This window comes from Crossiella sp. S99.2, assembly GCF_023094165.1.
Lineage (GTDB): Bacteria > Actinomycetota > Actinomycetes > Mycobacteriales > Pseudonocardiaceae > Crossiella.
This window is the reverse complement of the sequence record NZ_JALMDK010000001.1, coordinates 1,170,968-1,196,371: the sequence shown is the minus strand read 5'-3', so window position 1 is coordinate 1,196,371 and position 25,404 is coordinate 1,170,968. Positions and strand designations below refer to the sequence as shown.

The following is a 25,404-nucleotide window of genomic DNA, read 5'->3' as shown; positions in this document are numbered from 1 at the left end:
AGTCTACTCATGCGACGTGTGAGTGCTGTGCGACGCAAGCCCGCAAGTGGGTATTCGGTCGGTTACATGGGGTGAACGGTAGGTCTGTTTGGTCCTGTTCCGTGGATCTTGTGCGTGAGCGCCGGAGTCCAGGTCGTTCCTGGTGGTGCCGCCGCGACGGCCTCGTACCGGGCGTACTTGGTCGTTGTGGCGGTGCCGCCAGGGGCGGCCTGGGCCCGGCGATCGTGTGCAAGATCCACGGAACAGGACCTGGGTCCTGTTCGTTCGACTTATTCGCTGGTCCGGCGCCAGCGGATGCCCGCCTCCAGGAAGCCGTCGATGTCCCCGTCGAGCACTGCTGAGGGATTGCCCACCTCGTGCTCGGTGCGCAGGTCCTTGACCATCTGGTACGGGTGCAGCACGTAGGAGCGCATCTGGTTGCCCCAGGAACCGCCGCCGTCGGCCTTGAGCGCGTCCATCTTGGCCTTCTCCTCCTGGCGGCGCCGCTCCAGCAGCTTGGCCTGGAGCACGCCCATGGCGGTGGCCTTGTTCTGCAGCTGGCTGCGCTCGTTCTGGCAGGAGACCACGATGCCGGTCGGGATGTGCGTGATGCGCACCGCCGAGTCGGTGGTGTTCACGCCCTGGCCACCGGGGCCGGAGGAGCGGTAGACGTCGATGCGCAGGTCCTTCTCGTCGATCTCGACGTGGTCGGACTGCTCGACCACCGGCACCACCTCGACCGCGGCGAAGGAGGTCTGGCGGCGGCCCTGGTTGTCGAAGGGCGAGATGCGCACCAGCCGGTGCGTGCCCTGCTCGACCGAGAGGGTGCCGTAGGCGAAGGGTGACTTGACCCGGAAGGTGGCCGACTTGATGCCCGCCTCTTCGGCGTGTGAGACATCGAACACGTCGGTGGGGTAACCGTGCCGCTCGGCCCAGCGCAGGTACATCCGCATGAGCATCTCGGCGAAGTCGGCGGCGTCCACGCCACCGGCCTCGGCGCGCACAGAGACCAGCGCCTCCCGGGAGTCGTACTCACCGGAGAGCAGCGTGCGCACCTCCAGCGAGGCGATCGAGTCCCGCAGGAGGGCGAGTTCCTTGTTCGCGTCGGCGACCGAGGACTCGTCCTCCTCTTCCTCGGCCAGCTCGTAGAGCACGCCGAGGTCGTCCAGGCGCGAGCGCAGCTCGGTCACCCGGCGCAGCTCGCCCTTCTTGTGGGAGAGCCGGCTGGTGACCTGCTGGGCCCGTTCCTGGTCGTTCCACAGGTCCGGCTGGGCGACCTGCTCATCGAGATCGGCAACCTCGGCACGCAACTTGTCGAGGCCCATCACCGCCTCAACACTGGCCAGCGTGGCGGAGAGGTCCTTGAGGTCGGCTGCGACGTCGGGGTTCACAGCCCTAGAGCGTACTGGGAAGCCGCCGCTCAGGTGACGGGGATGGCGTCGAGCAGCTTGATGACTGCCCGGGTGTGCGCCACGGCGAAGTCCGCCGCGGCCTTGGCGTAGGGGTCCTGGGCGGCCTTGGCCGAGTTGCGGGCCTCGTCCAGCTGGCCGTTGTAGGCCTGCTTGGCGGAGTCGACCAGCGTCTGGCGCTGCTTGGCCGGCAACGAGCCGGCGTGCATCAGCCGCAGGATCAACGGGCTGCGCAGGTGGTCGGGTCCCGGCTCGGTGGCAAGCCAGGCCTTGAAAGCCTTCTTGCCTGCGGCCGTGATGAGGTACTGCTGGCTGGAGCGCGGCCCCTGCTTGCCGAGCTTCAGCAGGCCGCCCTCAGCCAGCGCGGGCAGTTCCCGGTAGACCTGGCTGCGCGTGACGCTGAAGAACGCACCGAAGCGTTCCGTTGCGGCAGCAACGAGCTGGCCGCCGGTCTTGGGACCGTCGTGCAGCAGGCCGAGGAGAGCCGCGGCAGTCGCGTTCAGTTCTGACACATGTTCAACGGTGCCACGGCTTTCCTCCGCTGTCCACATTGGTCAGCCGTTCTGTCCATTGTGTATGGTCGCGCTCTGGGCCGAACGGGCCTGGTGATCACCCGAATGGCCCTCTGCGGACTGAGACCGCCGGCCGCGGGGATCTCCGCTCGCGCACCAGATGTCCTGGACTGGGCATGGGCCCGGTGGGCACCTCCACCAGCGCGGGTTCGGCCAGGTTGATCGCCTGGGCCACCGCGGCGCAGAGCGAGTCCGGATCGCTCGCGCGGAAGCCGCGCACGCCGAAAGCCTTGGCCAGGCCAAGGAAGTCCACGCCTGCCGGGTTCTCGTTGAACACCACCGTGACCACACCGATCCGATAACGCTTGGCGGTGGCCAGCTCCTGCGGGTTCCAGGCCGAGACCCCGTCACCGAGCAGCGCCACCACCGGCCGGTCCGGTTGCGCCAGCTTGGCGCCCAGCGCGGTGGCGAAGGCGCCGCCCAGCCCGCCGTCCTGTCCGGCGGCCAGGAAGGTTCGCGGTTCCAATACCGGGTAGGCCGAAGGGACCACACAGCCGATCGGGCCGACCTCGTCGACCAGCACGCCGTCGGCGGGGATCGCCTTGCGCAGCGCGGAAACCCAGCCGAGCTGCGGGCCGCAGGCGGTCAGCTCGCGCGCGGTCCACGCCCAGATCCGGTCCACAGTGGACACCGGCCAGCCCCGGTCGCGCAGCTGGCCGACCGCCTCGGTCAGCGCGGCCAGGCCCAGCCGGGCGTCGGCGTGCACGGTCACATCCGGCTCGCGCGGGGCGCCCAGATCGTGCTCGTCGGCGTTGAGCAGCACCAGCCTGGTGTGCGCGCCGATCCGGTTGGGCTCGCCGGTGGACTCCAGGAACCGGGCGCCAACGGCCAGCACCACATCGGCCGCTCGCAGCAACTGCCTGCCCGCCAGGTGGGGGAAGGCCAGCGGGTGATCGCCGGGAATCGCGCCGGGACCGCCGAGGCTGGTGACCACCGGCGCGCCCAGGGTTTCGGCCAGCGCGAGCAGTTCGGCGTCCGCGTCGGCGGCCTGCACGCCCCAGCCCGCGTACAGCACGGGTTTGCGTGCGCCGCGCAGCAACTTCGCGGCGGCCTCGATCTCACCCTGGTCCGGGCGCACCGGACAGACGGTGTCCAGGCCGGGATCCAGCAACCGGATGTCGGCCTCGGCGGCCAGCACGTCCGGCGGCAGCTCCAGCGCCACCGGGCGCGGCCGGCCCGTGCGCAGCGCGCGGACCGCGGTGCGCACCATGGCAGGCACCTGCTCCGGCCGCCTGGCCAGTGCGCAGTGCGTGGTCAGCGCGGCCAGCACGCCGGACTGGTCGGGCAGTTCGTGTGGCAGCCCGAGTCCGGCGCCGAGCAGGTGCGAGGGCACCTGACCGGCCAGCAGCAGCACCGGGGTGGACCGGCTGTGCGCGGTGGCCAGCCCGGACAACGCGTCCAGCACGCCTGCGCCCGGTCCGACCAGGCAGACCCCGATCCGCCCTGACGCCCTGGCGTAACCGTCGGCCATCCGGGCCGCGGCCTGCTCGTGCCGCGCGGTGTAGCAGCGCAGTGCGCCGCCGGTGCGCGCGATCGCCTCGGTGGCCGGGCGCAGCAGGTCGTGCGGCACCCCGGCCAGATCGCGGACGCCCTCGGCGAGCAGCTGCGCGACCAGGGCCTGTCCGCCGGTCATGCGCATGAGCGGTCCCCGTTTCCTCGCTTCGCACCGGCAGTCTTGATCACCGAATGGAGCAACGATTGTCCGTGCGCGCACGCACACTGGTTGGCAACGCACGCACTGACCCGGTTCACTGGTCGGATAGAGGAGGAGGCCCGCCCATGCCCGTGCTCGTGCACACCAGCACCGTCACCGAGCGCGACCGCCTTGACTTCTGGCGGGACGCGGGCGAACGGGCGGCGATGCCGATCGAGATCACCGACGCGCGGCCGGGCGATTTCCGGGCCCGCCTGCGTGGCCAGCGCTTCGGCGCGGTGCAGGTGAACGAGATCACCGCCAGCCCGCACATCATCCGACGGGCCCGGCGCGGCGGGGAGACCGGCACCGAGCTGTGCAAGACCACCTTGGTGGCACAGGGCAACTGCGTGCTGAGCCAGGACGGGCGGCGGACCGAGCTGGGTCCAGGCGACCTGGTGCTCTACGACGGCTCCCGGCCCTACGAGATGGTGATGCCCGAGCAGGTGCGGCTGCTGGTGCTGCAGTACCCGCGCAGGCTGCTGGCCGGGCTGGACGAGTACGACCGGCTCCGTGCGTTGCGGCTGCCCACCTCGGCCGGGCTCGGCGAGGTGGTGGCCCAGCTGATGCGGCACGTGGTGTCCACAATGGACGAAACCGACGGCGCGGCGGGCGTGCGGCTCACCGACAACCTGCTCGACCTGCTCGGCGTGTTGCTCGGCGAGCACCTGGCGCCGCGGTCCATCGAGCCGGACTCGGCCCGGCGGGCGCTGCTGTTACGGGTGCTCTCCTTCGTGGAGACCCAGCTGCACGATCCGGACCTGGACCCGGAGTCGATCGCGGCCGCGCACCACGTCTCCACCAGATACCTGCACAAGTTGTTCCAGGACCGGCCCGAATCACTGGCCGCCTATGTGCGGGCCCGGCGGCTGGAGCGCTGCCGCAGCGATCTGCGCGATGTCACCCAGGCCGGCCGCCCGGTGGCGGTGCTGGCGGCGGCGTGGGGGTTCCGGGACGCCGCGCACTTCAGCAAGGTGTTCAAGAACGCCTATGGTCTACCGCCCGGCGAGTACCGGCGGTCCTTCACGCAGCGCAGCCAGCAGCGCGTTCCGTAGCCCCACGCGGGTGGTTCGCCCCGCGCGGACCGGTGTTTCCCGCGCACAGGTCTACCCCGGACGGCCGAACAGCCCGGAAGATCACTCGGCGCGGGGCTCGTCCAACGCCGTACGGGCTCCGTCGTCCGCCGACGAGCAGATCCTGTGACGGGGAGGTTCCTGCCGTGCATCGCAGTTGGTTCCGAACGAAGTTGGCCGAGAAGAAGGACGAGGTCACGACCAAGGTCAAGAGCAACGTGACCGCGCGGGCGAAGGCGTTGATCCCGCAGAAGCTCACCGAGACCGGACCACGAGACAACTGCATGGTGTGCGGGAAGAAGCTCAAGCCGCACTCCGTGGCCAACGGCGACGGCCGGGTGTGCTCACCCGGTTGCGCGCATGCCTGGGTGAAGGGCCTCTGAGCCAGGAGTAGGCGGGCCGGTCCCCAGGTTGGCGGACCGGCCCGTTCTCCCCCTCAGTCGCCGACCCGCAACGGCAGCGACGCGTAGCCCCGCAGCAGCGCGCCAGGGCGCCGGAGCAGCTCGGCGGCGGGCACCGCCAGCTCCAGCTTGGGAAAGCGGCGCAGCAGCGCGCTGAAGGCGATCTCGCCCTCCAGCCGGGCCAGCCGCGCGCCAACGCAGAAGTGGATGCCGTGTCCCAGCGCCAGGTGCGGATTCGCCGGGCGGTCCAGGTCGATCCGGTCCGGGTCGGCGAACTCCCGCGGATCCCGGTTCGCCCCGCTGGTGGACAGCAACAGCAGCGAACCCGCCGGCACCGGCACGCCGCCGACCTCGGAGTCCTCGGTGGCCACCCGGACCAGCCCGGGGTGCACCGGCCCGTCCAGCCGCAGGAACTCCTCCACCGCCGCCGGCACCAGTTCGGGCCGCTCCCGCAGCCGCTCCAGCACATCCGGCCGCTGGAGCAGCAGCACGGCGCCGTTGCCGATCAGGTTGACCGTGGTCTCGTGCCCGGCGTTGAGCAGCAGCACCCCCATGGCCACCAGTTCCTCGGCGGAGAGCCGGTCGCCGTCCTCGCTGATCGCGATCAGATCGCTGATCAGGTCGTCGGCCGGGGCCGCCCGCTTGGCCTCGATCAGCCCGGCCATGTAGGCGACCAGCCCGTCCACCGCCGCCGCGGCCTCCAGGATGACCTGCTCGGAGTCCAGGTAGGCCAGCATCTTGTGGGACAGCGAGCTGAAGTGCGCCCGGTCCTGCGCGGGCACCCCGAGCAGCTCGCAGATCACCAGCACCGGCAGCGGGAAGGCGAAGGCGGCGACCAGGTCGATCTCGGACTGGCCTGCCACCTCGTCCAGCAGGCCCTCGGCCAGTTCGGTGATCCGCGGCCGCAGCGCGTCCACCCGCTTGGCGCTGAAGGCCCGCACCACGAGCTTGCGCAGCCGGGTGTGGTCGGGCGGGTCCACGTTGAGCATCGAGGAGCCCAGCAGATCCTGGAACTTCTGCAGCACGATCGCGGTCGGCCCCTGGATCTGACTGACCGTGTCGGTCAGATCGCTGCTGAACCGCGGATCGCCGAGCACCCGGCGGACATCGGCGTACCGGGTGACCAGATGCCGGGTCAGCCCGTCCGGGAACTTGATCGGGACCACCGGCGCGAGTTCCCGCGCCTCCGTGAGCAGCGCGAACGGCTCCGGCCCCATCAGGGTGAGAAATTCAGTGGTGGGCGTCGACATGACACACTCCCCCAGATTCTGGCCCAGACTCTACGGATGTAGAGGCTCTACAGCCGTAGAGTACACCGCAAGACGCCGAGGTGCGAGCAACCATGAGCAACGAGCAGCCCACCCGCCGCGAGGCCATCGCCGACGCGGCCATCGAGGTGCTCGCCGAACACGGCTCCCGGGGCCTGACGCACCGCGCGGTGGACGCCAAGGCCGGTATCGCGGCCGGGTCCACCTCGTACTACTTCCGCACCCGCCTGGCCCTGCTGGCGGCCGCCCAGGACCGGGTGGCGCAGCGCCAGCTCGCCCTGATGACCTCCTTCACCGAGGCCGCGCCCAAGACCGCGCTGGAACTGGCCCAGCTGATCACCGGCAACATGCACGCCATCCGCGCCGACCCCACCCTGACCATCGCCATGATGGAACTGACCCTGGAGGCGGTCCGCCGCCCGGAACTGCGCCAGGGGGTGGCCGCGGCCAGGGAGCGGTTCGTGGACTGGCAGGGCCGGATGATGCGCGCCATCGGCGGCGCCGAGCCGTCCCCGGACCTGAACCAGCTGCTGGCCAGCCTGGGCACCGGCATGGTGGTCGAACTGCTGAGCCTGGGCGACGCGGCGCCGGCGGCGTTCTTCGACGCGGAGGTCCAGGCCCGCAACTTCCACCGCCTGCTCGGCAACTACTGAGCCGGTGCGGCCGGGGTCTCGGCGCGAGCCCCCGGCTCGAACCTCGACAAAGGACAAAAAGAATCCGGCCCCCAGGGTGTGAAACCCTGGGGGCCGGATCTAGTAGCGGGGACAGGATTCGAACCTGTGACCTCTGGGTTATGAGCCCAGCGAGCTACCGAGCTGCTCCACCCCGCGCCGTCTAGCTTTTGGTGCTTTGGAGCTTCTTGCTTTTTTTCTGTCGTTCTTGCTGACAGGAACTACTTTACACGGCGGTCCAACCATTTCCAAATCGGGGGGTAAAACCGCCCCTGACCTGCGGGAACTGTCGTCAGCCTACCGCAGCCCGGCCGCGACCCGGAGATCACGACCCCGCCCTCGCGTACCCCGGAAAAGCGGAAAGGCCCGGCGAACCGGGCCTGACCATGACTTTCGCGCTCCGGAAGCGCGGGGTGAATCACCTGGGGACCCAGAAATGTGATCCACCCCGCACCCGGAATCAGCCGCCCGGCTTCGAGGTGGGCGGCGGCTGGTTACTGCTCGAAGGCGGCGGCTGCTGCGGCGGCGGCGCCTGACGGGCCGTGTCGAACCGCTTGGACGCGTCGTCGAGGTCCTTCAGCGCCTGACCCTGGGTCGCGTAGTCCCCATCGGTCTGCGCCTTCTTGTACTTCGCCCAGGCCGAGACCATGTCCGCCGCCGCACGTTGCGCGGCGTCGTTGAGGCCACCGGTGTTCGGGTTCGGCGGCTGGCCCGGCGTGGTGGTGCCACCGCCCGGCTGACCGGGGTTCGTGATGTTCGAACCCGCGCCGGCCCCGAAGACCTGGTCCAGCGCCTCGGCCAGGGTCGGCTTGAACCCGACCCGGTTCCCGAAGCTCACCAGCACCCTGGCCAGCTGCGGGAAGGCGTTCTGGTCCTTGCGCTGGATGTAGATCGGCTCCACGTACAGCAGACCACCGGCCACCGGCAGCGTGATCAGGTTGCCGTTGACCGCGCTCGCGTTCGGGTTGCTGAACAGCGTCCGGTTCTCCGTCACCTCAGGTGTGGAGAAGAACCTGTTCTGCACCTGACCAGGACCCTCGGTCTGGGTGTTGGTCGGCAATCTGAGCACGTTGATCTGACCGTAGGTGTCCGGATCGGACGAGGCGCTCACCCAGGCCGCCAGGAACTCCCTGCGCAGACCGGTCAACGCACTGGTCAGCTGGAAGGTCGGCTTGGTCTGGCCGTTGAGCTGGGCCACCACGTAATACGGGGGCTGCTTGCCCTCGCGGTTGCCGGTGGCGGTGGAGGTGCCCACGGTCTCGTCGGTCGGATCGTCCGGCACGTCCCAGAACTCGTTCTGGTTGAAGAACACACCGGGCTGCTCGACGTGGTAGCGGGCCAGCAGGCTGCGCTGGACCTTGAACAGGTCCTCCGGGTACCGGAAGTGCGACCGCAGCGAGGGCTTGACCTCGTTGTTGCCCTTGACCAGGTTCGGGAACACGCCCCGCCAGGCCTTGAGCACCGGGTCCTGCTCGTCCACCGCGTACAGGGTCACCGTGCCGTCGTAGGCGTCCACGGTGGCCTTGACCGAGTTGCGGATGTAGTTGATCTGCGTGTTGGGCAGCCGCGGCTGGCCCGGCAGCGAGTCCTGCACCGTCTCGCCGAGCGAGCTGCGCTGGGCGTACGGGTAGTTCTGCAGCGTGGTGTAGCCGTCCACGATCCACTGGATCCGGCCGTCCACCACCGCGGGGTACGGATCGGCGTCCACGGTCAGCCACGGCGCGGCCTTCATCACCCGGTCCCGCGGGTTGCGGTTGTAGATGATCTTGGAGTCGCCGCCGATCGCACCCGAGAACAGGATGTTGCGTTCACCCTCGTTGGCCGCGAAGGCCAGCCGGTTGAACCAGTTCCCGATCGGCACGCCGCCCTTGCCGGTGTAGGTGTACTTGCTGGAGTCCGTGTCGTACTCCGCGGCGGCCTGACCGGCCTTGCCCACGATGGCGTAGTCGGTGATCTTCTCACCGAAGTAGATCCGCGGCTGTTCCACGTTGAACGCGCTCTTCGTGGAAAGGTCGCTGACCTGGTAGTTCGGGTAGCCGCCCTGGCCGCTGCCGTCCTGCAGCGCGGAGTTCACCGTGTTCGCCGGGGCCGCGACGAAACCATCGCCGTGGGTGTAGGTGAGGTGCCGGTTGAGCCAGTCCCGCTGGTTCTCCGCCAGCCCCGCGCTGTTCAGTTCCCGGACCGCGACGATGTAGTCCTGGATCTTCCCGTCGAGGGTGTAGCGGTCGATGTCCAGCTTGTCGCCGAAGGAGTAGAAGTTCTTCCGCTGCTGCTGCTGGGTGAAGGTGGGCGCGAGCACGCCCGGGTCCAGCAACCGGATGTTCGGGATGGTGCCCTGGTCCGCCTTGACCTCGGCCTGCGAGGAGTCGGACTTGCCCGCGTACTCGGTGTACTTGACCTTGTCCGGGGTCAGTCCGTACGCGTTCCTGGTCGCCGCGATGTTGCGCTCAATGGATTGAGACTCGCGGGCGATCGGGTTCGGGCGCACCGAGAACTGCTCCAGCAGCAGCGGCCAGGCAGCGCCCAGCAGCACGCTGGAGAGCACCATCAGCACCGCGGCGATCACCGGGATCTGCAGGTTGCGCACGAACGCGCCGACGAAGAAGGCCACCGCGCAGATCACCGCGATGATGGTGAGGATCAGCTTCGCCGGCATCACCGCGTGCAGATCGGTGTAGGTCGCGCCGTTGAACTCGGCCTTGCGGGTGCTCAGCAGCAGCCCGAACCGGTCCAGGTAGTAGGAGACGCCGTAGAGCAGCACGAACACCCCGGCGAGCACGGCGAGCTGGACGCGGGCGGGCACGGAGAGCTGCCCGCCGCGGCCGGCCAGCCGGATGCCGCCGAAGATGTAGTGCGCGATCAGTCCGACAAAGAACGCGCCGGCCACCGCCACGAACGCCCAGGACACCAGCCATTCGTAGAAGGGCAGGCGGAAGGCGTAGAAGCTGATGTCCCGGCCGAACTCCGGGTCGTTGACGCCGAAGGGCACCGAGTTCAGGAACAGCTGGACGCGTTCCCATTCACTCTGCGCCGCGGTGCCGGCCACCAGGCCGACGGCGAGGGGGATGCCCCAGCCGACGATCCGCACCCGCGCCAGCACCGCGGTGCGGTAGCGCGAGACCGGGTCGTCGGGACCGGCCACCGGCACGAACACCGGCCGGCTGCGGTAGGCGAAGTAGAGGCTCAACCCGACTGAACCGCCGATGAGCACGGCGACCGCGACGAACAGCGCGATCCGGGTGAAGAGCACGGTGGTGAACACCGAGCGGAAGCCGACTTCGCCGAACCACAGCCAGTCGACATAGGTGCCGAGCAGCTGGGAGGCCAACAGGAAGGCGCCCAGAATCAGCGCGCCGACAATGAGCAGGATCCGACTACGCCGGGATAGCTTCGGCATCCCGACCGGGGGCCGCATGGCCACGTGAGCACGCTCCTGGGTCGCGGTCGATCAGTTTTCAGCGGTCTGGGCCGGATGTCGTCCAGGCCGAGAGCACGGCTGAGCAACGGACAGGCATCGTCCCGTATGTCCAACTCTACGGACGGCCGTTTGGGTTCCTGACTCGCCTCGTGTTATCGAAGTGCGACGATGTGCGCCGTGTCTTCCGCACCCGACTTCACCGCAGCCCTGCCCGCAGCCGCACGAGAGGTGGACGACTTCGTTGCGACCGGTGGCTGGGACCAGCCGCCGCAGCTGTTTGCGCTGGTCCCGACGGTCGCGCTGCTCCAACAGGAGCCCGAGCTGGCGGACAGTCTCGACCCGGACGCGATGCTCACCCCGATCGCCCAGGACAGCCTGCCCGACGGCGACCTGGGCACCGCGTTGTCCCGGATCGTGTGGCCGGACGCGGTGGCCGGCTGCGTGGTCACCCAGGAGATCGTGGTGCTGCCGCCAACGGCCGAGGAGCAACTCAACGGGACGGAGACCGACCCGGCGGAGGCGGCCAGGATCGCCGCCGAGCACCCGGACCGCCGGGAGGCCCGGCTGGTGGCCGCGGTGCTGCGGGACGGCACCGGCGCCTGCGTGCTGCGGGTGCGCAAGGCCCCGGACGGTCCAGGGGACGAACTGGTCGAGCAGCCCGACCTGGCGCCGAACCTGCTTGAGGCGCTGCGGCAGACCTTCCAGGACTGAGCAGGCCGCGCCGGCCGGGTTCGCCGTGGACCCGGCCGGCGCCGGCTCGACTCCGCTTAGCAGTTCGAGCCCACTCAGCAGGCGGGCGTCGGCTGGTTGTTCCGCAGTGCCTCCAGCGCGCTGACCGCCTGCCCCAGCGAACCGACCTTGACCAGCTTGAGCCCGTCCGGGGTGCGCTGCTTCGCCTCGGCGCAGTTGCCCTCCGGCACCAGGAACACGGTGGCGCCCTGGTTGCGGGCGGCGATCATCTTGAACGGGATGCCGCCGATGGCGCCCACCTTGCCCTCGGCGTCGATCTCGCCGGTGCCCGCGACGGACTGGCCGCCGTTGATCTCGCCGGGGGTCAGCTTGTCCACGATGGCGAGGGCGAACATCAGTCCGGCCGAGGGGCCGCCGACGTCCTTGAGCGCGATCTTGATCTGGAACGGCACGTCCGGACGCTCGGCCGAGGTCACCCCGAGCACGCCCTGCGGCCGGTCCTCGGCCTTGCCCAGGGTCACCCTGGCGGTCTTCTCCGGGTCGGCGTTGTGCTGGTAGCGAACATCTACCTGGTCACCCGGCTTGGATTTCTCCAGCGCGGCCCGCACCTCGGTCGCGTTGGCCACCGGTTTGCCTGCCACCGCGAGGATCCGGTCGCCCGGCTCCACGATGCCCTTGAGCGCGCTGTTCTCCTCGACCTTCACCGCGAGCACCTTGACCGGGTATTTCAGGAACCGCAGCGCGGCGATCTCCGCGCTGGACTGGGAGTCCTGGAATGCCTTGCTGTTCTCCTGGTCGATCTGCTGCTTGGTCTTCTCCGGCGGGAACAGCTCCTCGCGCGGGGCCAGCGCGTAATCGCCGGAAAGCCACAGGCCGAAGGCGGTGAGCAGGGTCATGCCGTCATTGAGCGAGACCGTGGTCATGGACAGCTTGCCGCCGGTCGGGAAGGTGTTCTCACCGCCGATGTCGACCACCGGGGTGTCGCTGACCTTGCCGAGGGTGTCGTAGACCGGGCCGGGCCCGAGCGCGACGTAGGGCACCGGCAGGAGTGCGCCGAGCAGGCCGAGCACCAGCACGAGCACGGAACTGAAAAGCAGCGTCCAGGTACGGCGGGTCACGACGACACAGCGTACGGGGCGCTCGACGTCGCCGGGTGCACCCTCCACGGTCCGCGTACCGTGGAGGCATGACGGACCAGCCGTTCGGCTTCAGCGCACCGGACCCGGACGAGGGCGACGGCCGCAAGCGCTCCGAGGGAGCGGGCGGCCAGCAGAACCCCTTCGGTTTCAACATTCCCGGCATGCCGCCAGGGGGTATCCCCGGCCTGCCGGGCATGCCGCCCGGCGGCAGCATCGACATGGGCGCGCTCGGCCAGATGCTCAGCCAGCTCGGCCAGATGCTCAGCCAGTCCTCCGGGCAGACCGGGCCGGTCAACTACGACGTGGCGAAACAGATCGCCGTGCAACAGCTCATCGACAACGGCGGCAACCTCAACCCCAGTGGTCAGCAGGACTCGGCGGTCGCCGACGCGGTGCGCCTGGCCGAGCTGTGGCTGGACCCGGCCACCGCGCTGCCGGTGGGCGCGCGCAGCACGCAGAGCTGGTCGGCGATGACCTGGGTCGAGCAGACCCTGCCCAGCTGGCGACGGCTGTGCGATCCGGTCGCCCAGCGGGTTTCCGGGGCGTGGGTGGACGCGCTGCCCGACGAGGCGCGGCAGGCCGCCGGTCCGCTGCTGTCCATGGTCGGGCAGATGGGCGGACTCGCCTTCGGCTCCCAGCTCGGCAACGCGCTGGCCCAGCTCGGTTCCGAGGTGCTGACCTCCACCGACGTCGGCCTCCCGCTCGGTCCGGAGGGCGTGGCCGCGCTACTGCCCGCCAACGTGGAGAAGTTCACCGAGGGCCTGGGCCGCCCGGCCAGCGAGGTGCTGGTGTTCCTGGCCGCCCGCGAGGCCGCGCATCAGCGGCTGTTCGCGCACGTGCCGTGGCTGCGGCAGCGGCTGATGGCCACGGTCGAGGAGTTCGCCAACGGCATCAAGGTGGACGTGGCCGCGCTGGAGAACCTGGCGGGCCAGCTCGACCCGAGCAACCCCGCGGCGCTGGAAGAGGCGATGGGCTCCGGCGTGCTCAACCCGGAGCACTCCCCGGAGCAGAAGGCGGCACTGGCCCGCCTGGAGACCATGCTGGCCCTGGTCGAGGGCTGGGTGGACGTGGTGGTCGGCGACGCGGTGGGCGACCGCCTGCCCGGCGCGGACGCGCTGCGCGAGACGTTGCGGCGCAGGCGCGCCAGCGGCGGCCCGGCCGAGCAGACCTTCGCCACCCTGGTCGGTCTGGAGCTGCGTCCGCGCAGGCTGCGGGCCGCGGCGGCGCTGTGGCGGGTGATGACCGACCAGCACGGGGTCACCGGCCGCGACTCGGTCTGGGAGCACCCGGATCTGATGCCCACCACCGAGGACCTGGACGACCCGCTGGGCTTCGCCGAGCGCTGGGGCCAGGACAACGCGGACCTGGACGACCCGATCGCGGCGATCCAGCGCGCCGAGGAGGCCGAACGCCGCAAGAAGGACGACGAGCCAGAAGGCAAGTGAGCAAGGCCAGTCGGCGGGGCTGTCCGGCCCGCGACTAACGACTCTGGCCACGGCGGGGCAGGGCAGGGTGCCATGAAGTGGTGCCAGCCGAACTGCCCCGCCGCTCCTTCCTCCGCACCGCGGCCGCCGCGCCCCTGGCCGGAGCCGCTGTCGCCGCCGGAGCCCCCGCGGCCACCGCGAGCCCGGACACCACGGGCTCCCCCGCGTCCCACCGCCGCCGGATCCGGTTCGGCGTCAACTACGTCCCCAGCAAGAACTGGTGGTTCAGCTGGGCCGACTGGGACCGCGCCTCGATCGCCCGCGACCTGGACCGGATCGCCGCGCTGGGCATGGACCACATCCGGATCATGTGCGTCTGGCCGGAACTGCAGCCCAACCCGCACTACGTCCGCGCCGAACAGCTGGACCGGATCGCCGACCTGCTCGATCTGGCCGACCGCTACCGCCTGGACGTCGAGGTCACCGTGTTCAACGGCGCGGTCAGCGGCCTGCTGTTCATCCCGCCCTGGCTGATCGACAACGGCACCGGCAAGGTCCGCGACTTCTTCACCGACCCACCGGCCCTGGCCGCCCAGCACCGCCTGCTGGAAGCCCTGGCCGCCCGGATCGGCAAGCATCGCCGCTTCCTGGGCTTCGACCTGTCCAACGAGGTCCACTGGGCCGGCATCCCGCTGGGCCTCAAACCCACTCCGGCCCAGGGCGACGCCTGGCACAACACCCTGTTCGCCACCTGCGAACGGCTGGCTCCCGGCAAGCTGCACGTGTCCGGAATCGACCACTACCCCTGGCTCAACGACGCCTATTTCAGCCGAGACGGCCTGGCCACCAGCGGCACCGCCAGCGCCGTGCACACCTGGGCGGGCTGGACCAGGGTGATCCAGGACTTCGGCCCGCTGTCCACCCCGTCGGTGCACTACTCGGAGTACTTCATCGAGGTGATCAAGGCATTCCATCAGGATCCGCACCGTCAGGTCTGGGTCGAGGAAACCGGTGTCTCGACGAAGTGGATGGCCGCGGAGCTGATCCCCGAGTGGACCGAACGCTCGATCAGAGCCATGGCCGCCAGCGGCGACCTGTTCGGCATCACCTGGTGGTGCTCACACGACCTGAACCCGGCCCTGTCCGGTTTCAACCCACTCGAATACGACCTGGGCCTGCTCACCAACACCGGCGCGCGCAAACCCATCGCCGCCACCATGACCCGCCTGATCCGCGAGTACGACCACCAGCCCCCGACCCCGCTGCCCCGCCCGGTGGCCCTGGTCCTCCCCGAGGGCCACATCCCCGGCCTGGACTTCCTCAAGGCTTTCGCCCGCCTGATCGACCGCGGCATCCGGCCCGCGGTGGTCAAGCAATCCCGCAGCACCGACCCGGCCTACCTGGCAGGCCGCCGCATCGAACGCCTGGTCCGCCCGGAGGAGGCATAGCCCAGCCGGCCGGCTCCACCTCAGCCCCCGGGCTCAGCCGCCCGGCCATCCCGATCCCGCGCCCCAGTCCCCGCCCTCAGTCCCCCTCGACCTCGATCCCCAGCCCCGCCGCCGCGGACAGTCCCTCCAGGAACCCCATCGCCCGATCGGTTTTCGGATAGACCCGCACCAGCTTCCAGAAATCCGCCCCGTGCCCCGGCACCAGCAGGTGCGCCAGCTCGTGCACCAGCACGTAGTCGAGCACCCACGACGGCACCTCGCGCAGTCGCTCGCTGATCCGGATGGTGGCGTCCCCCGGCGTGCAGGAAGCCCACCGGGTGCGCATCGGCGGCACCCAGCGCACGCTGCTGGGGCTCGCCCGGCCGGCGAAGTGCTTCGCGTTCAGCTCGGCACACCTGGCCAGCAAAATCTCGTCGGAGGAGCGTGCGGGCGAACGCCGCCGCGTCTCACTGCGCTGGAGCTTGCGCAGCATCTCCTCGACCCAATGCTCTTCTTCAGCCCGGCTCATCCTCGCCGGTAGCAGGACAATGATCTTGTCCCCCTCCCGGTACGCGGTGACCGTGCGCCGACGCCGCCAGCTGCGGCGTACCTCGACCTGCGCCTTCGCCACGAGGTTCACCGTACGGCCAGCACCGACATTTTGGTCGCAACCATCCACAGGCAAGGTCGGGTGAAGCGGGCACACCGTGGCTGTGTCGTTCCGGCGGTTCGCAGAAACCACAGGTAGCGTGGCCGCGAGTCGCGAGCGAGGCGGGCGGGCCAAGCTCAGTCAACCCCGGTCGTGGGAGATCGGGGCCACAACAGCCAAGGGAGGTCGCCGTGGCCGAGAGCTACAACGGCTACTGCGTGAAGTGCCGGGAGAAGCGGGACTTCGAGGGCCAGGTCGAGGAAAGCAACAACCGTCGGATGGCCAAGGGCACCTGTCCGGTGTGCGGAACCAAGATGACCCGGATTCTCGGCAAGGCGACTGTCTGACCGAACAGACTGTCGCCGCAACACGCGGCACCACACGATTCGAGGGGCGGCTCACCACGAGCCGCCCCTCTTTCACGCCCTCTACCAGCCCAAACACCACCCCAACACCCCCACCGCCAATCTGTGGATAACCCACCCCCCTGTGGATAGATTTTTTCCACTTTCGCCCCCGCCCTGCGACCGTGGCCCCATGACCGCAACCCTCCAGCCCACCGCCCCCACCCCCGCCACGACCAGCACCGACGACCCGCTCTCCCAGGTCAGGCCGCGCATCCTGCCCTGCCTGCCGGTGCTGCGCCGGGAGAACAACATCGTCCAGCTCGGCCTGGATCGCCGACACGGCGTGCTGCTCGACCGCCTGTCCCCTGACCAGGTGAAAACCGTGCTGCGTCTGGACGGTGGGCACACCGTGGCCGACCTGCACGAGCTGGCCCCGCCCGAGCAGGTCGACCAGGTGCTGGACCTGCTGACCGAGGCCGGGCTGCTGGACCAGCCGGTCGGCCCCGGTGCGGGCGGGCGGCTGCGCAGCGACCGGGCCACCTGGGCCTTACGCACCGGCTCACCCCCGGAAACACTGATCGCGTTGCGCGAGCACGCCGCGGTGCAGGTGCGGGGCCGCGGCAGGCTGGCCACCGCCATCGCCGGACTGCTCGCCACCGCGGGCGTCGGGCACGTGCAGATCGAGACCTCCGGCGCGGTCGACGTGGACGATCTGGGCTGCGGGTTCACCGAGGCCGATATCGGGCGGCCCAGGGCGGAGGCCGCGCGGGCACACCTGCTGCGCTGCGCGCCCGCGGTGCGCACCGAGACGCTCACCGGCCGCCGCCGGCCGGACCTGGTCGTCCTCACCGACTGGCACGCCCCGGACGCGGAGCTGCTGGGCAGGCTGATGACCGACCGGGTGCCGCACCTGGCGGTACGGGTCAGCGAGGGCGTCGGCTACGTCGGACCGTTCGTCCGGGCCGGGCGCGGGGCCTGCCTGCAGTGCGTCGAACTGCACCGGGGCACGGCCGATCCGCACTGGCCGCGGGTGTCCGCGCAGTTGCTGTGGCGCACCCCGCCGCCGGAGCTGAGCTGCGCGCAGGCCACCGCGGCGCTGGCGGCCACCCAGGTGCTGCTCGCCCTGTCCTGGCCGGACAACGGGCGGGTGCCGCCGCCGAGCTGGTCGGCGGTGCTGGAGATCGACCCGATCAACGCGTCCATGGGGAAGGAGGTGCTGACCTCGCATCCGGATTGCCCCTGTGGCGCTGGCTCACCCCATGCTGATTACATGTAGGCAGACAACTGGGTGGGCCGGTCCCGGTGTGACCGGGTCTGTCCCGACTGCCGTCGAACTCGGGGGAGAATCGCTCGGTGACTGAGATCCCGCGCCGTGCCGTCGCTCGCACGGCCAAGCTCGCCAGCCTGCCGCTCGGCGTGGCGGGACGTGTCGCCGCCGGCTGGGGCAAGCGCCTGGTCGGGCGCAGCGCCGAGGAGATCAGCGCGGAGATGTCCGCCAAGACCGCGGAGCAGTTGTTCGCGGTGCTCGGGCAGCTCAAGGGCGGGGCGATGAAGTTCGGCCAGGCGCTGAGCGTGTTCGAGGCGGCCATTCCCGAGGAGATGGCCGCGCCGTACCGCGAGGCGCTGACCAAGCTCCAGTCCGCCGCGCCCGCGTTGCCCGCCAAGACGGTGCACCGGGTGCTGGCCGAACAGCTCGGCAGCGGCTGGGCCAAGCGGTTCACCGAGTTCTCCGACGAACCCGCGGCCGCGGCGAGCATCGGACAGGTGCACCGCGCGGTGTGGCACGACGGGCGCGAGGTCGCGGTCAAGGTGCAGTACCCGGGCGCGGACGAGGCGTTGCTGGCCGACCTGCGCCAGTTGGAGCGCTTCAGCCGGTTGTTCCAGGCCGTGGTGCCGGGCATGGAGGTCAAGCCGCTGCTCACCGAGTTGCGGGAGCGGATGGTCGAGGAACTGGACTACCGCAACGAGGCCACCAACCAGCGCACCTTCGCCACCGCCTTCGCCGGGGACGAGCGGGTGCTCGTGCCCAGGGTGGTGGCCAGCGCGCCGAGGGTGATGGTCACCGAGTGGGTCACCGGCACCCCGCTGTCGGCGATCATCCGGGACGGCGAGCGGGTGGAACGGAACGAGGTCGGCGGCCGGCTGGCCGAGTTCCACTTCTCCGCCCCGGCCCGCACCGGGCTGCTGCACGCCGACCCGCACCCCGGCAACTTCCTGGTGCTGCCCGACGGCAGGCTGTGCGTGCTCGACTTCGGCGCCTGCGCCCAGCTCCCCGACGGCCTGCCCGAGACCCTGGGCGTGGTCACCCGGCTGGCCCTGGAGGGCCGCTCCGACGACATGCTGGACCGGTTGCGCGGCGAGGGTTTCATCCGCCCCGACGCGGAACTCTCCGCCGAGGACGTGCTGGCCTACCTCGGCCCGTTCGTCGATCCACTGCGCACGGACCAGTTCCACTTCACCCGGTCCTGGCTGCAGGGCCAGGCCGAACGGATCAGCGACCTGCGCGGCCCGGACTTCCGCACCGGCCGGTCCCTGAACCTGCCGCCGCAATACCTGCTGATCCACCGGGTGACCTTCGGCTCCATCGGCATCCTGTGCCAACTGGACGCGGAAACCTCCCTGCTGGACATCGTGACCCGCTGGCAACCCGGCTTCGCCAACGAAGACTGAGCACCCACCACCAGGCCGGGGCGGCACGGGTCGGGTCACCCGACGCGCGAAATCGGGCCTGGGCCTGCGGAACCTGCCTGCGGACTGGGTCGGTGAGCTGCGATCAGCGTGCTTGGCGCAGGGGTCCGCCTGCGCGCGCGAGCGGTTACACGGGGGCGCGACTGGGTGCGGAAGCGTCGGCGCCGCTCGGCGCGGCGCGACTGCGCGGGGCCGGAGAGGGCGGCTGTCCGGAGTGGTGCTGGGTGGGCCGGCTGGCCGAGGAGGGCTGGGCCCGGGGCAGGGTCACCAGTACTCGTCGGGCAGTTTGCCCTCGATGTCGCGCACGTGGGCGCGTGCGCAGTCGGGGCACAGCCAGCGGGTGCCGCGGGTGGTGCGTTCGGCTGACCAGGCGAGCAGCACAGCCGGATCGCTGTCCTGGTCACGTTGGCTGCCGCAGCGGAGGCACATCGGCGGGTCAGGCTCGCCCATGTGCTGACGTTAGCGCCTAGTTGATGATCGCGGCATCGTGGGCGATGAGCGCGGCCTGCACCCGGTTGTCACAGCGCAGCTTGGTCAGCATGCGGCTGACGTGGGCCTTGATCGAGCTTTCGCTCAGGCACATCACCCTGGCGATCTTGGCGTTGGCCATGCCCTTGGCGACGTGCACCAGGACCTCGCGTTCGCGCTTGGTCAGGGCACGGACCCGGTGGGAGGCCCGGTCACGGCGGTCCGCCTCGGCGCCTGCCACGTGGTCGACCAGGCTGCGGGTGGCCGCCGGGGACAGGATGGCGTCCCCCGCCGCTACCACGCGGACCGCGTTGACCAGCTCCTCCGGCCTGCCGGTCTTGGGCAGGAAGCCGACCGCACCCGCTCGCAGGGCGGGCAGCAACAGCTCGCCCGCGGCCGGGTTGGCCAGCATGACCACGCGGGTCAGCGGAGAGTGACGGCGGATCACCCGGAGGGCGGCCAGCGCGTCCGTTCCGGGCATCACCGCGTCGAGCAGCAGCACCCGTGGCCGGTGCGTGCGCACCAGGTCCACGGCGCCGTGGCCGTCCTTGGCCTCGCCCACCACGACGATCTCCGCGGCGCGGTCCAGCACGCCGCGGACGCCGGTGCGGATGAGGATCTCGTCGTCGGCGATACCGACTGTGATCAAACCCATGCGGTCGGGACTAGGAACACTGGATCGCTCCGATGTGTGGTCTCGTCGAAGGACTGGCGCTGTTCTCGTCATCAGCGTCATCTCTGCACCCCAACAGATTTTTCGCACTGTGGATAGGTATCCCAACCAGATAGGTCGGATGGCTAAGTCTGGCCTGGATCCTGACTGACTGGCTAGTCATCCAGTCGGCCGAGTCTGGCGAACGTGCCGGAGCGGCGACGAGCAGTGGTTCACCCGCCGTTTGCCGAGCCGTTTACCGAGCCCACGACGATGTGACTGACCAGTATTCTGAGTATGCACCCGTTCGGGTTACCGCTGAGCAGCCGAACGGCCGTCCTCCACGCTGGGCCGAACACGCGCGCTCCTAGCCGTTAGCGCATGAGTTGCTGGCGGAACGAACAGCCAAGCTTGCCCAAAAGTGTCTGGCGGACAGAAACAGCGTCGTGGAAATCTTCGCCGCTGTGTCGAGCCACCAGGACTGTCCAGAGCCGGCGATCCAGCGTCTGCTGGCTGAGCCCGCGATGCCGGAGCACACCACTTCCAGCGCGTTCCGCACTGTCGCCGCGCTCACCGACGGCCACCTGGACCCACTGCAGACCGGCTGGTTACTGGACACCCAGCACCGCCACGGGTCCTGGGGCGGCGCGATCCCGTTCGCACCGGACCGGTGCCTGAACACACTGGCCGCGGTGGTCGCGCTGACCGAGGCCGACCGGGCCGATCCGGACGACGGACCGGACGTCCTGCCCGCCACCCACGCCGGCGTCGCCTACCTGTGGAACGCGCTGTCCGGGGTCCGCGAGGACGATCCGCGCCGCCCGCCGCACTTCGCCACCCACCTGTCGATCCTGCTGCACCGGGCCCGCGAGCTGAACCTGCCGCTGCCCTACCCCAACCTGGCCGACCTGGTCGCCACCCACTGCGAGAAACCCTTGGCGCCCAACGATTCCAGCCTCTGCCTCGGCACGGTCGAGGAGCTGGAGACGCTGTGGACGGCGCTGACGCTGGCCCGGTCGGAGGTGCCGGGCGAGCTGCTCCGGCAGTCGGTGGCGGCGCTGGGTGTACCGAGCGGGGACGGACTGGCGAACACGAGCGCGGGTGCGGGCGGAGGTGCTGAGGCTGATCGACTAGCGATCTTGCTGGCGTTGCGCGGGTATTGCGGACTGCCGGTCGATCAGGATCTCATCGGCCTGCTGACCAGCAGTGATGTCGATCCGATCCATCTGATCGGGGCGCTGGCCACTGATCCTGGGCGGCATTCGGCCGCGCTCGCCGACGTGCTCGGGCAGCTGCGCGATCACCGCTCGGAGAGCGCCTACTGGCAGCACCGCTGGCACCTCTCGCCCTATCACGCGACCTGGCTGGCGCTGGCGGCGGCGGACGGGTTGGACGACGGGGTCCGGGGGGACGCGGTGGACTGGCTGATGTCGACCCAGCGGGCCGACGGGTCCTGGGGGGTCGGGGGTGGGACGGTCGAGGAGACGGCCTACGCGGTGAGCAGTTTGCTGGCGATGGCGCCCGGGTCGCTGGTGATGCGGCAGGCGGTGGCCATGGGGATGGATCACCTGGAGGCGTGGCGGAACGAGCCCTGGCCGGAGTTGTGGGTGGGGGCGGTGTTGTTCGCGCCGCGGCGGGTGGTGCGGGCGGCGGTGCTCGGGGCTCGGTACCGGTACAGCCGGTGGCTGGGTGAGCAGGGGGCCGAGCACAGTTGCGAGGTACTGCCCGCTGGTCAGTAGGACTAAGTGGACTAGACCGGTGGAACGCCGACAGGCGCCGCTCACGGGTAGCGGCGCCTGTCGGGGTTGAAGGGTCAGCTGGGGTGTGGGCTCAGGACGCGGAGAACCGCTCCGCGCGGCGGGCCGCCCACTGGGACAACCTCCGCCACCGGCGCGCCGACGCGAGGTCGCAGGCAAGCCTGCGCTCGGCCGACACCCGTTGAGCCTCTTGTATTCGTACTTTGGACAGTTCTTCGTACAGATGCATGGTCTTGAATCCCTGGCTCGAGCGTTCGACGTTCATGACGAGGAAAAAGGTGGCATCGCCGCTGGTGTTCACGCCGCTGCCTCCTCAGTGCGGGTCGCGACCGGGGTCGCGACGGTGTCGGTCTTGCGGGGCCGGCCACGCGGGCGCTTCTTCGCGATGACCACACCGCGCTCGAAGATCTCGCCGCCCCAGACGCCCCAGGGCTCGCGACGGGTAAGCGCACCGGCCAGGCACTCGGCGAGCACCGGGCAGCCAGCGCACAAACCCTTCGCGACCTCGAGGTCGGCGGGGGTGTCGGCGAACCACAGGTCGGGGTCGTTGACGCGGCAGGGCAGGCTCAGGCCCGCACCTGACGCGTCATCCAACAGGTCAGTCACACCGGCCGAGGTGTCCCAGCCGGTAGGGGCCACGTCACGAGTGGACGGAGCAGTGACGGTAAACAAGGTGTTTCTCCTTCAGTACCAACGGTTTTGTGCTTTTTTTGGGGTGGAGCGACAAAAAGGCCGCGGTCCCTGGTGGGGGTCCGCGGCCTCGAGAGGTTGGTCATTCCTGACCTGGGGTCAGGGACTTCTCTCCAACGCGGACGTGCGACGCTCATCGGTGTTCGGCACATCGACGACGCTCGGGATCAGGGCGGTGACGGTGGTGGGGGCCCACGCTGCGAACACAGTGGTCCCCTGGATCTGGGCATAACGCCGGGCGGCAAGGCCGACCCGCGAATTCACCCCGGCGCCCAGGGCGCCGCCGTTACCATTGATGCCGTGGCCGGACAGGCCGAATTTTCCGGTCAAGGGGTGGGCCGGAGTTCCGATGATCATCAGGTTCTTCACGACATCCACCCCCTTCCCCAGTTGGCGAGATCGAGTCTCGCGGGCTCGGGGCTCTTCGCACCCGGCTGTTGCAGGTTATTGCTCGGTCCCGCGGACATGCAACCGCTTTTTACAAAATGCTCTTCAACTGCCCGATCGTGTGTCTTCCCCGTGGTCAGACGATTGCGCGCCGTGCACAAGCGCGAGCACGTCCGCGCCGAACCGGGTCAGCTTGGTGGCGCCGATGCCGGAGATCGACACCAGCGCCGCGTCGTCGGCGGGACGCTGTTCGGCGATCGCGGTGAGGGTGGCGTCGGTGAAGACCACATAGGGCGGGACCTTGAGTTGTTTGGCCCGCGCACCCCGCCAGGCGAGCAGCCGGGCGAGCAACTCCTCGTCCACAGTGGACGGACAACCGGCACACCGGCCGAGCTTGATCGCGGTGGTGCCGATGAGCGCGCCACCGCAACCGCGGCACCCCGGTTTGACCGATTGCCGAGACAGTGTGTTGCCGGACACACCGTGCGCGCGGGCCGGTAGTGCGGCCGGGTGGTCCTCGGGCATCAGTCCGTTGAGGAAACGGCTGCGCCGCCGGTACCGCTTGCCGCCCTCGGCCCTGGACAGCGCCCAGGACAGCCACAGGTGCTCCCTGGCCCGGGTGATCCCGACGTAGAAGAGCCGCCGCTCCTCCTCGATCGCCGCCGCGTCGGCCGGGGTGTCGCCGATGGCGTGCTGGATCGGCAACGTGCCCTCGACCAGCCCGACCAGGAACACCGCGTCCCACTCCAGGCCCTTGGCCGCGTGCATGGAGGCGAGGGTGACGCCGGCGACGGTGGGCGGGTGCTGGGCCTCGGCGCGAGCGTCGAGTTCGGCGGAGAAGCGGCGCAGGTCGGCCTCGGGCAGGGCGGTGAGCAGTTCGTCGGCCACGCCGAGCAGGCCGGAGAGGGATTCCCAGCGTTCGCGGGCGGCGCCGCCGGCGGGGGGCTGGGGGGTGAGGCCGAGGGGGGCGAGCACGGCGCGGACCACGGCGAGCAGGTCGAAGAGGCGCGGCCGGGGGGCGACGGCGGGGGGCGCCTCGGCACCGGCGGGGGCGGGCTGGGCCTCGGGGTCGGCGACGCGGGACTGGACGCCGGCGGCGCGGTGGGCCAGGGCGGTGGCGGTCGCGGAGTGGGGGCCGGGCGAGTACGGCTCGGCGGTGGGGTCGGCCGGGTGCGACTCGGCGGGGCGGCGGGGCTCGGCGACGGGACGGGCCAGATCGGCGGGGCGGGACTCGGCAGCCGGGCGGGGCTCGGCGCCGGGGCGGAGCTCGGCGGCCGGGTGCGACTCGGTGACGGGGCGGGCTGAGTCGGCGGGGCGGGGCTCGGCGGCCGGGTGTGGCTCGGTGGCCAGGTCAGCCGGGCGGGGTTCGCTGCGGGGGCGGGTCAGGGCCGCGGCGCGGATGGACTGCATGGCCTGGCGGACCTCGGGGCGGTTGAAGAAGCGTTCGCCGCCGCGGACCAGGTATGGGATGTCGGCCTCGGTGAGGGCCTGTTCGTAGACCTCGGACTGGCCGTTGACGCGGAACAGCACCGCGATCTCGTGGGCCGGGACGCCTGACTTGAGCAGTTTGCCGATTCGGCGGGCTACCGCGTGGGCCTCGGCCGGCTCGTCGTCGAACTCGGCGAAGTGTGGGCGGGGGCCCTTGGGGCGCTGGCCGATGAGTTTGAGGCGGGAGCCGCTGGGGCGGTCGCGGGCGCCGCTGATGACCTGGTTGGCCAGGGAGACGACCTCGGGAGTCGACCGGTAGTCGCGTTCCAGGCGGACGATGGTGGCTTCGGGGTAGCGGCGGGGGAAGTTCAGCAGCCAGTGCGGGGCGGCGCCGGCGAAGGAGTAGATGGTCTGGTTGGCGTCGCCGACGACGGTGAGGTCGTCTCGGCCGCCCAGCCAGGCATCGAGGACTCGTTGCTGGAGGGGGGTGACGTCCTGGTACTCGTCGACGACGAAGCAGCGGTAGCGGTCGCGGAACTCGGTGGCCACCTCGGGGTGTTCCTCGAAGACGGCCGCGGTGTGCAGCAGGTAGTCGTTGAAATCGAGCATGCGGGCGCCGGATTTGAGCTTCTCGTAGCACTCGTAGACCGCCACGATCTGCGCCGCGGCGGCGGGCAGGTCGCGGGTGGCTTTGGCTGCGGCCGTGGCGTAGTCGACAGGGGCGATGAGTGAGGACTTCGCCCAGTCGATCTCGCCCGCCAGGTCGCGCAGCATCTCGGTTTCGGTGGACATGCCGACGCGGCGGGCGGCCTGGGCGATGGCCCGCATCTTCCCGTCGATGAGCTGCCAGGGATCGCCGCCGACCACGCGCGGCCAGAAGTAGCGCAGCTGCTTCATGGTGGCGGCGTGGAAGGTGCGGGCTTGGGCCTGGTGCACGCCCAGGTCGCGCAGGCGGGTGCGCATCTCACCGGCCGCGCGGCTGGTGAAGCTGACCGCGAGCACCTGGCCGGGGGCGACCAGGCCCCGGTGCACCAGGTAGGCGATGCGGTGGGTGATGGTGCGGGTCTTGCCGGTGCCTGCTCCGGCCAGCACGCAGACCGGGCCCCGTGGAGCCTCTACCGCCGCGCGCTGTTCCGGATCCAGTCCCGCAAGAAGCGTCTCGGCGTCACCCACC

The 25,404-nt window shown here is 70.3% G+C and carries 23 protein-coding genes and 1 tRNA gene; 10 read left to right on the top strand and 14 right to left on the bottom strand.

Annotated features, from left to right (window positions below; translation table 11 throughout):
- Positions 1 to 269: 269 nt before the first annotated feature.
- The 3 genes from prfB to MZC64_RS05785 all read right to left on the bottom strand — a co-directional run bounded on the left by prfB (position 270) and on the right by MZC64_RS05785 (position 3,599).
- Positions 270 to 1,370, bottom strand: a complete 1,101-nt coding sequence (gene prfB, locus MZC64_RS05795; RefSeq protein WP_247756010.1) for a peptide chain release factor 2 — start codon at positions 1,368 to 1,370, stop codon at positions 270 to 272.
- A 29-nt stretch (positions 1,371 to 1,399) separates the two neighbouring features.
- Positions 1,400 to 1,900, bottom strand: coding sequence for a helix-turn-helix transcriptional regulator (locus MZC64_RS05790; protein WP_247756008.1), 501 nt, complete (start codon positions 1,898 to 1,900; stop codon positions 1,400 to 1,402).
- A 97-nt stretch (positions 1,901 to 1,997) separates the two neighbouring features.
- On the bottom strand, positions 1,998 to 3,599 hold the full coding sequence (locus MZC64_RS05785; protein ID WP_247756006.1) for a thiamine pyrophosphate-binding protein: 1,602 nt from the start codon (positions 3,597 to 3,599) through the stop codon (positions 1,998 to 2,000).
- Between the two features lie 140 nt (positions 3,600 to 3,739).
- Between MZC64_RS05785 and MZC64_RS05780 the strand changes: the two genes are divergently transcribed.
- Together MZC64_RS05780 and MZC64_RS05775 are read left to right on the top strand one after the other, a co-directional pair.
- Positions 3,740 to 4,708, top strand: a complete 969-nt coding sequence (locus tag MZC64_RS05780) for a helix-turn-helix domain-containing protein (RefSeq protein WP_247756004.1) — start codon at positions 3,740 to 3,742, stop codon at positions 4,706 to 4,708.
- Positions 4,709 to 4,872: 164 nt separating this feature from the next.
- Positions 4,873 to 5,109, top strand: coding sequence for a hypothetical protein (locus tag MZC64_RS05775; RefSeq protein ID WP_185009849.1), 237 nt, complete (start codon positions 4,873 to 4,875; stop codon positions 5,107 to 5,109).
- A gap of 53 nt (positions 5,110 to 5,162) precedes the next feature.
- On the opposite strand, the gene MZC64_RS05770 is transcribed toward MZC64_RS05775, so the two are convergent.
- Positions 5,163 to 6,377 carry a cytochrome P450 gene (locus tag MZC64_RS05770; RefSeq protein WP_247756002.1) on the bottom strand — a complete coding sequence of 405 codons (1,215 nt, stop codon included), beginning with the start codon at positions 6,375 to 6,377 and terminating at the stop codon, positions 5,163 to 5,165.
- Positions 6,378 to 6,469: 92 nt separating this feature from the next.
- Between MZC64_RS05770 and MZC64_RS05765 the strand changes: the two genes are divergently transcribed.
- Entirely contained in the window at positions 6,470 to 7,048 is a 579-nt protein-coding gene (locus MZC64_RS05765; RefSeq protein ID WP_247756000.1) for a TetR/AcrR family transcriptional regulator, read from the top strand.
- Between the two features lie 103 nt (positions 7,049 to 7,151).
- On the opposite strand, the gene MZC64_RS05760 is transcribed toward MZC64_RS05765, so the two are convergent.
- Positions 7,152 to 7,225, bottom strand: a tRNA-Met gene (locus tag MZC64_RS05760).
- A 301-nt stretch (positions 7,226 to 7,526) separates the two neighbouring features.
- Positions 7,527 to 10,481, bottom strand: coding sequence for a UPF0182 family protein (locus MZC64_RS05755; RefSeq protein WP_282104943.1), 2,955 nt, complete (start codon positions 10,479 to 10,481; stop codon positions 7,527 to 7,529).
- Positions 10,482 to 10,652: 171 nt separating this feature from the next.
- Here MZC64_RS05755 and MZC64_RS05750 point away from each other — a divergent pair, with 171 nt between their 5' ends.
- On the top strand, positions 10,653 to 11,195 hold the full coding sequence (locus MZC64_RS05750; RefSeq protein WP_247755998.1) for a PPA1309 family protein: 543 nt from the start codon (positions 10,653 to 10,655) through the stop codon (positions 11,193 to 11,195).
- Between the two features lie 74 nt (positions 11,196 to 11,269).
- Here the strand turns inward: MZC64_RS05750 and MZC64_RS05745 are convergent, their stop codons facing one another.
- Complete coding sequence (locus MZC64_RS05745; RefSeq protein WP_247755996.1) at positions 11,270 to 12,292, bottom strand: PDZ domain-containing protein; 1,023 nt, start codon at positions 12,290 to 12,292, stop codon at positions 11,270 to 11,272.
- Positions 12,293 to 12,360: 68 nt separating this feature from the next.
- Between MZC64_RS05745 and MZC64_RS05740 the strand changes: the two genes are divergently transcribed.
- Both MZC64_RS05740 and MZC64_RS05735 read left to right on the top strand, forming a co-directional pair.
- Positions 12,361 to 13,758, top strand: a complete 1,398-nt coding sequence (locus MZC64_RS05740; RefSeq protein ID WP_247755995.1) for a zinc-dependent metalloprotease — start codon at positions 12,361 to 12,363, stop codon at positions 13,756 to 13,758.
- 77 nt (positions 13,759 to 13,835) lie between these two features.
- On the top strand, positions 13,836 to 15,185 hold the full coding sequence (locus MZC64_RS05735; RefSeq protein WP_247755994.1) for a cellulase family glycosylhydrolase: 1,350 nt from the start codon (positions 13,836 to 13,838) through the stop codon (positions 15,183 to 15,185).
- Positions 15,186 to 15,261: 76 nt separating this feature from the next.
- Here MZC64_RS05735 and MZC64_RS05730 read toward each other — a convergent pair whose 3' ends face one another.
- Positions 15,262 to 15,795 carry a M48 family metallopeptidase gene (locus MZC64_RS05730; protein ID WP_247755993.1) on the bottom strand — a complete coding sequence of 178 codons (534 nt, stop codon included), beginning with the start codon at positions 15,793 to 15,795 and terminating at the stop codon, positions 15,262 to 15,264.
- A gap of 209 nt (positions 15,796 to 16,004) precedes the next feature.
- Between MZC64_RS05730 and MZC64_RS05725 the strand changes: the two genes are divergently transcribed.
- From MZC64_RS05725 to MZC64_RS05715, 3 genes are all read left to right on the top strand, one after another.
- Positions 16,005 to 16,160 carry a DUF5679 domain-containing protein gene (locus MZC64_RS05725; protein WP_185009861.1) on the top strand — a complete coding sequence of 52 codons (156 nt, stop codon included), beginning with the start codon at positions 16,005 to 16,007 and terminating at the stop codon, positions 16,158 to 16,160.
- Between the two features lie 190 nt (positions 16,161 to 16,350).
- A complete protein-coding gene (locus MZC64_RS05720; protein WP_247755991.1) occupies positions 16,351 to 17,436 on the top strand; it encodes a ThiF family adenylyltransferase in 1,086 nt (361 codons plus the stop codon).
- A gap of 77 nt (positions 17,437 to 17,513) precedes the next feature.
- Entirely contained in the window at positions 17,514 to 18,830 is a 1,317-nt protein-coding gene (locus MZC64_RS05715; RefSeq protein WP_247755989.1) for an AarF/ABC1/UbiB kinase family protein, read from the top strand.
- A 282-nt stretch (positions 18,831 to 19,112) separates the two neighbouring features.
- On the opposite strand, the gene MZC64_RS05710 is transcribed toward MZC64_RS05715, so the two are convergent.
- Together MZC64_RS05710 and MZC64_RS05705 are read right to left on the bottom strand one after the other, a co-directional pair.
- Positions 19,113 to 19,298 carry a hypothetical protein gene (locus MZC64_RS05710; RefSeq protein WP_247755988.1) on the bottom strand — a complete coding sequence of 62 codons (186 nt, stop codon included), beginning with the start codon at positions 19,296 to 19,298 and terminating at the stop codon, positions 19,113 to 19,115.
- Between the two features lie 16 nt (positions 19,299 to 19,314).
- A complete protein-coding gene (locus tag MZC64_RS05705) occupies positions 19,315 to 19,971 on the bottom strand; it encodes a response regulator transcription factor (RefSeq protein ID WP_247755986.1) in 657 nt (218 codons plus the stop codon).
- A gap of 461 nt (positions 19,972 to 20,432) precedes the next feature.
- Between MZC64_RS05705 and MZC64_RS05700 the strand changes: the two genes are divergently transcribed.
- The gene (locus tag MZC64_RS05700; RefSeq protein ID WP_247797662.1) at positions 20,433 to 21,707 is read left to right on the top strand and encodes a hypothetical protein; all 1,275 of its coding nucleotides are present in this window, start codon (positions 20,433 to 20,435) and stop codon (positions 21,705 to 21,707) included.
- A gap of 91 nt (positions 21,708 to 21,798) precedes the next feature.
- Here the strand turns inward: MZC64_RS05700 and MZC64_RS05695 are convergent, their stop codons facing one another.
- The 4 genes from MZC64_RS05695 to MZC64_RS05680 all read right to left on the bottom strand — a co-directional run bounded on the left by MZC64_RS05695 (position 21,799) and on the right by MZC64_RS05680 (position 25,403).
- Positions 21,799 to 22,026, bottom strand: coding sequence for a hypothetical protein (locus MZC64_RS05695; RefSeq protein ID WP_247755983.1), 228 nt, complete (start codon positions 22,024 to 22,026; stop codon positions 21,799 to 21,801).
- Positions 22,023 to 22,397, bottom strand: coding sequence for a WhiB family transcriptional regulator (locus MZC64_RS05690; protein WP_282104652.1), 375 nt, complete (start codon positions 22,395 to 22,397; stop codon positions 22,023 to 22,025). Before MZC64_RS05690 ends, MZC64_RS05695 begins: the two co-directional genes overlap by 4 nt.
- A gap of 117 nt (positions 22,398 to 22,514) precedes the next feature.
- Positions 22,515 to 22,784, bottom strand: coding sequence for a hypothetical protein (locus tag MZC64_RS05685; protein ID WP_247755981.1), 270 nt, complete (start codon positions 22,782 to 22,784; stop codon positions 22,515 to 22,517).
- Between the two features lie 123 nt (positions 22,785 to 22,907).
- Positions 22,908 to 25,403 carry an ATP-dependent DNA helicase UvrD2 gene (locus MZC64_RS05680; protein ID WP_247755979.1) on the bottom strand — a complete coding sequence of 832 codons (2,496 nt, stop codon included), beginning with the start codon at positions 25,401 to 25,403 and terminating at the stop codon, positions 22,908 to 22,910.
- Between the last annotated feature and the right edge of the window lies 1 nt (position 25,404).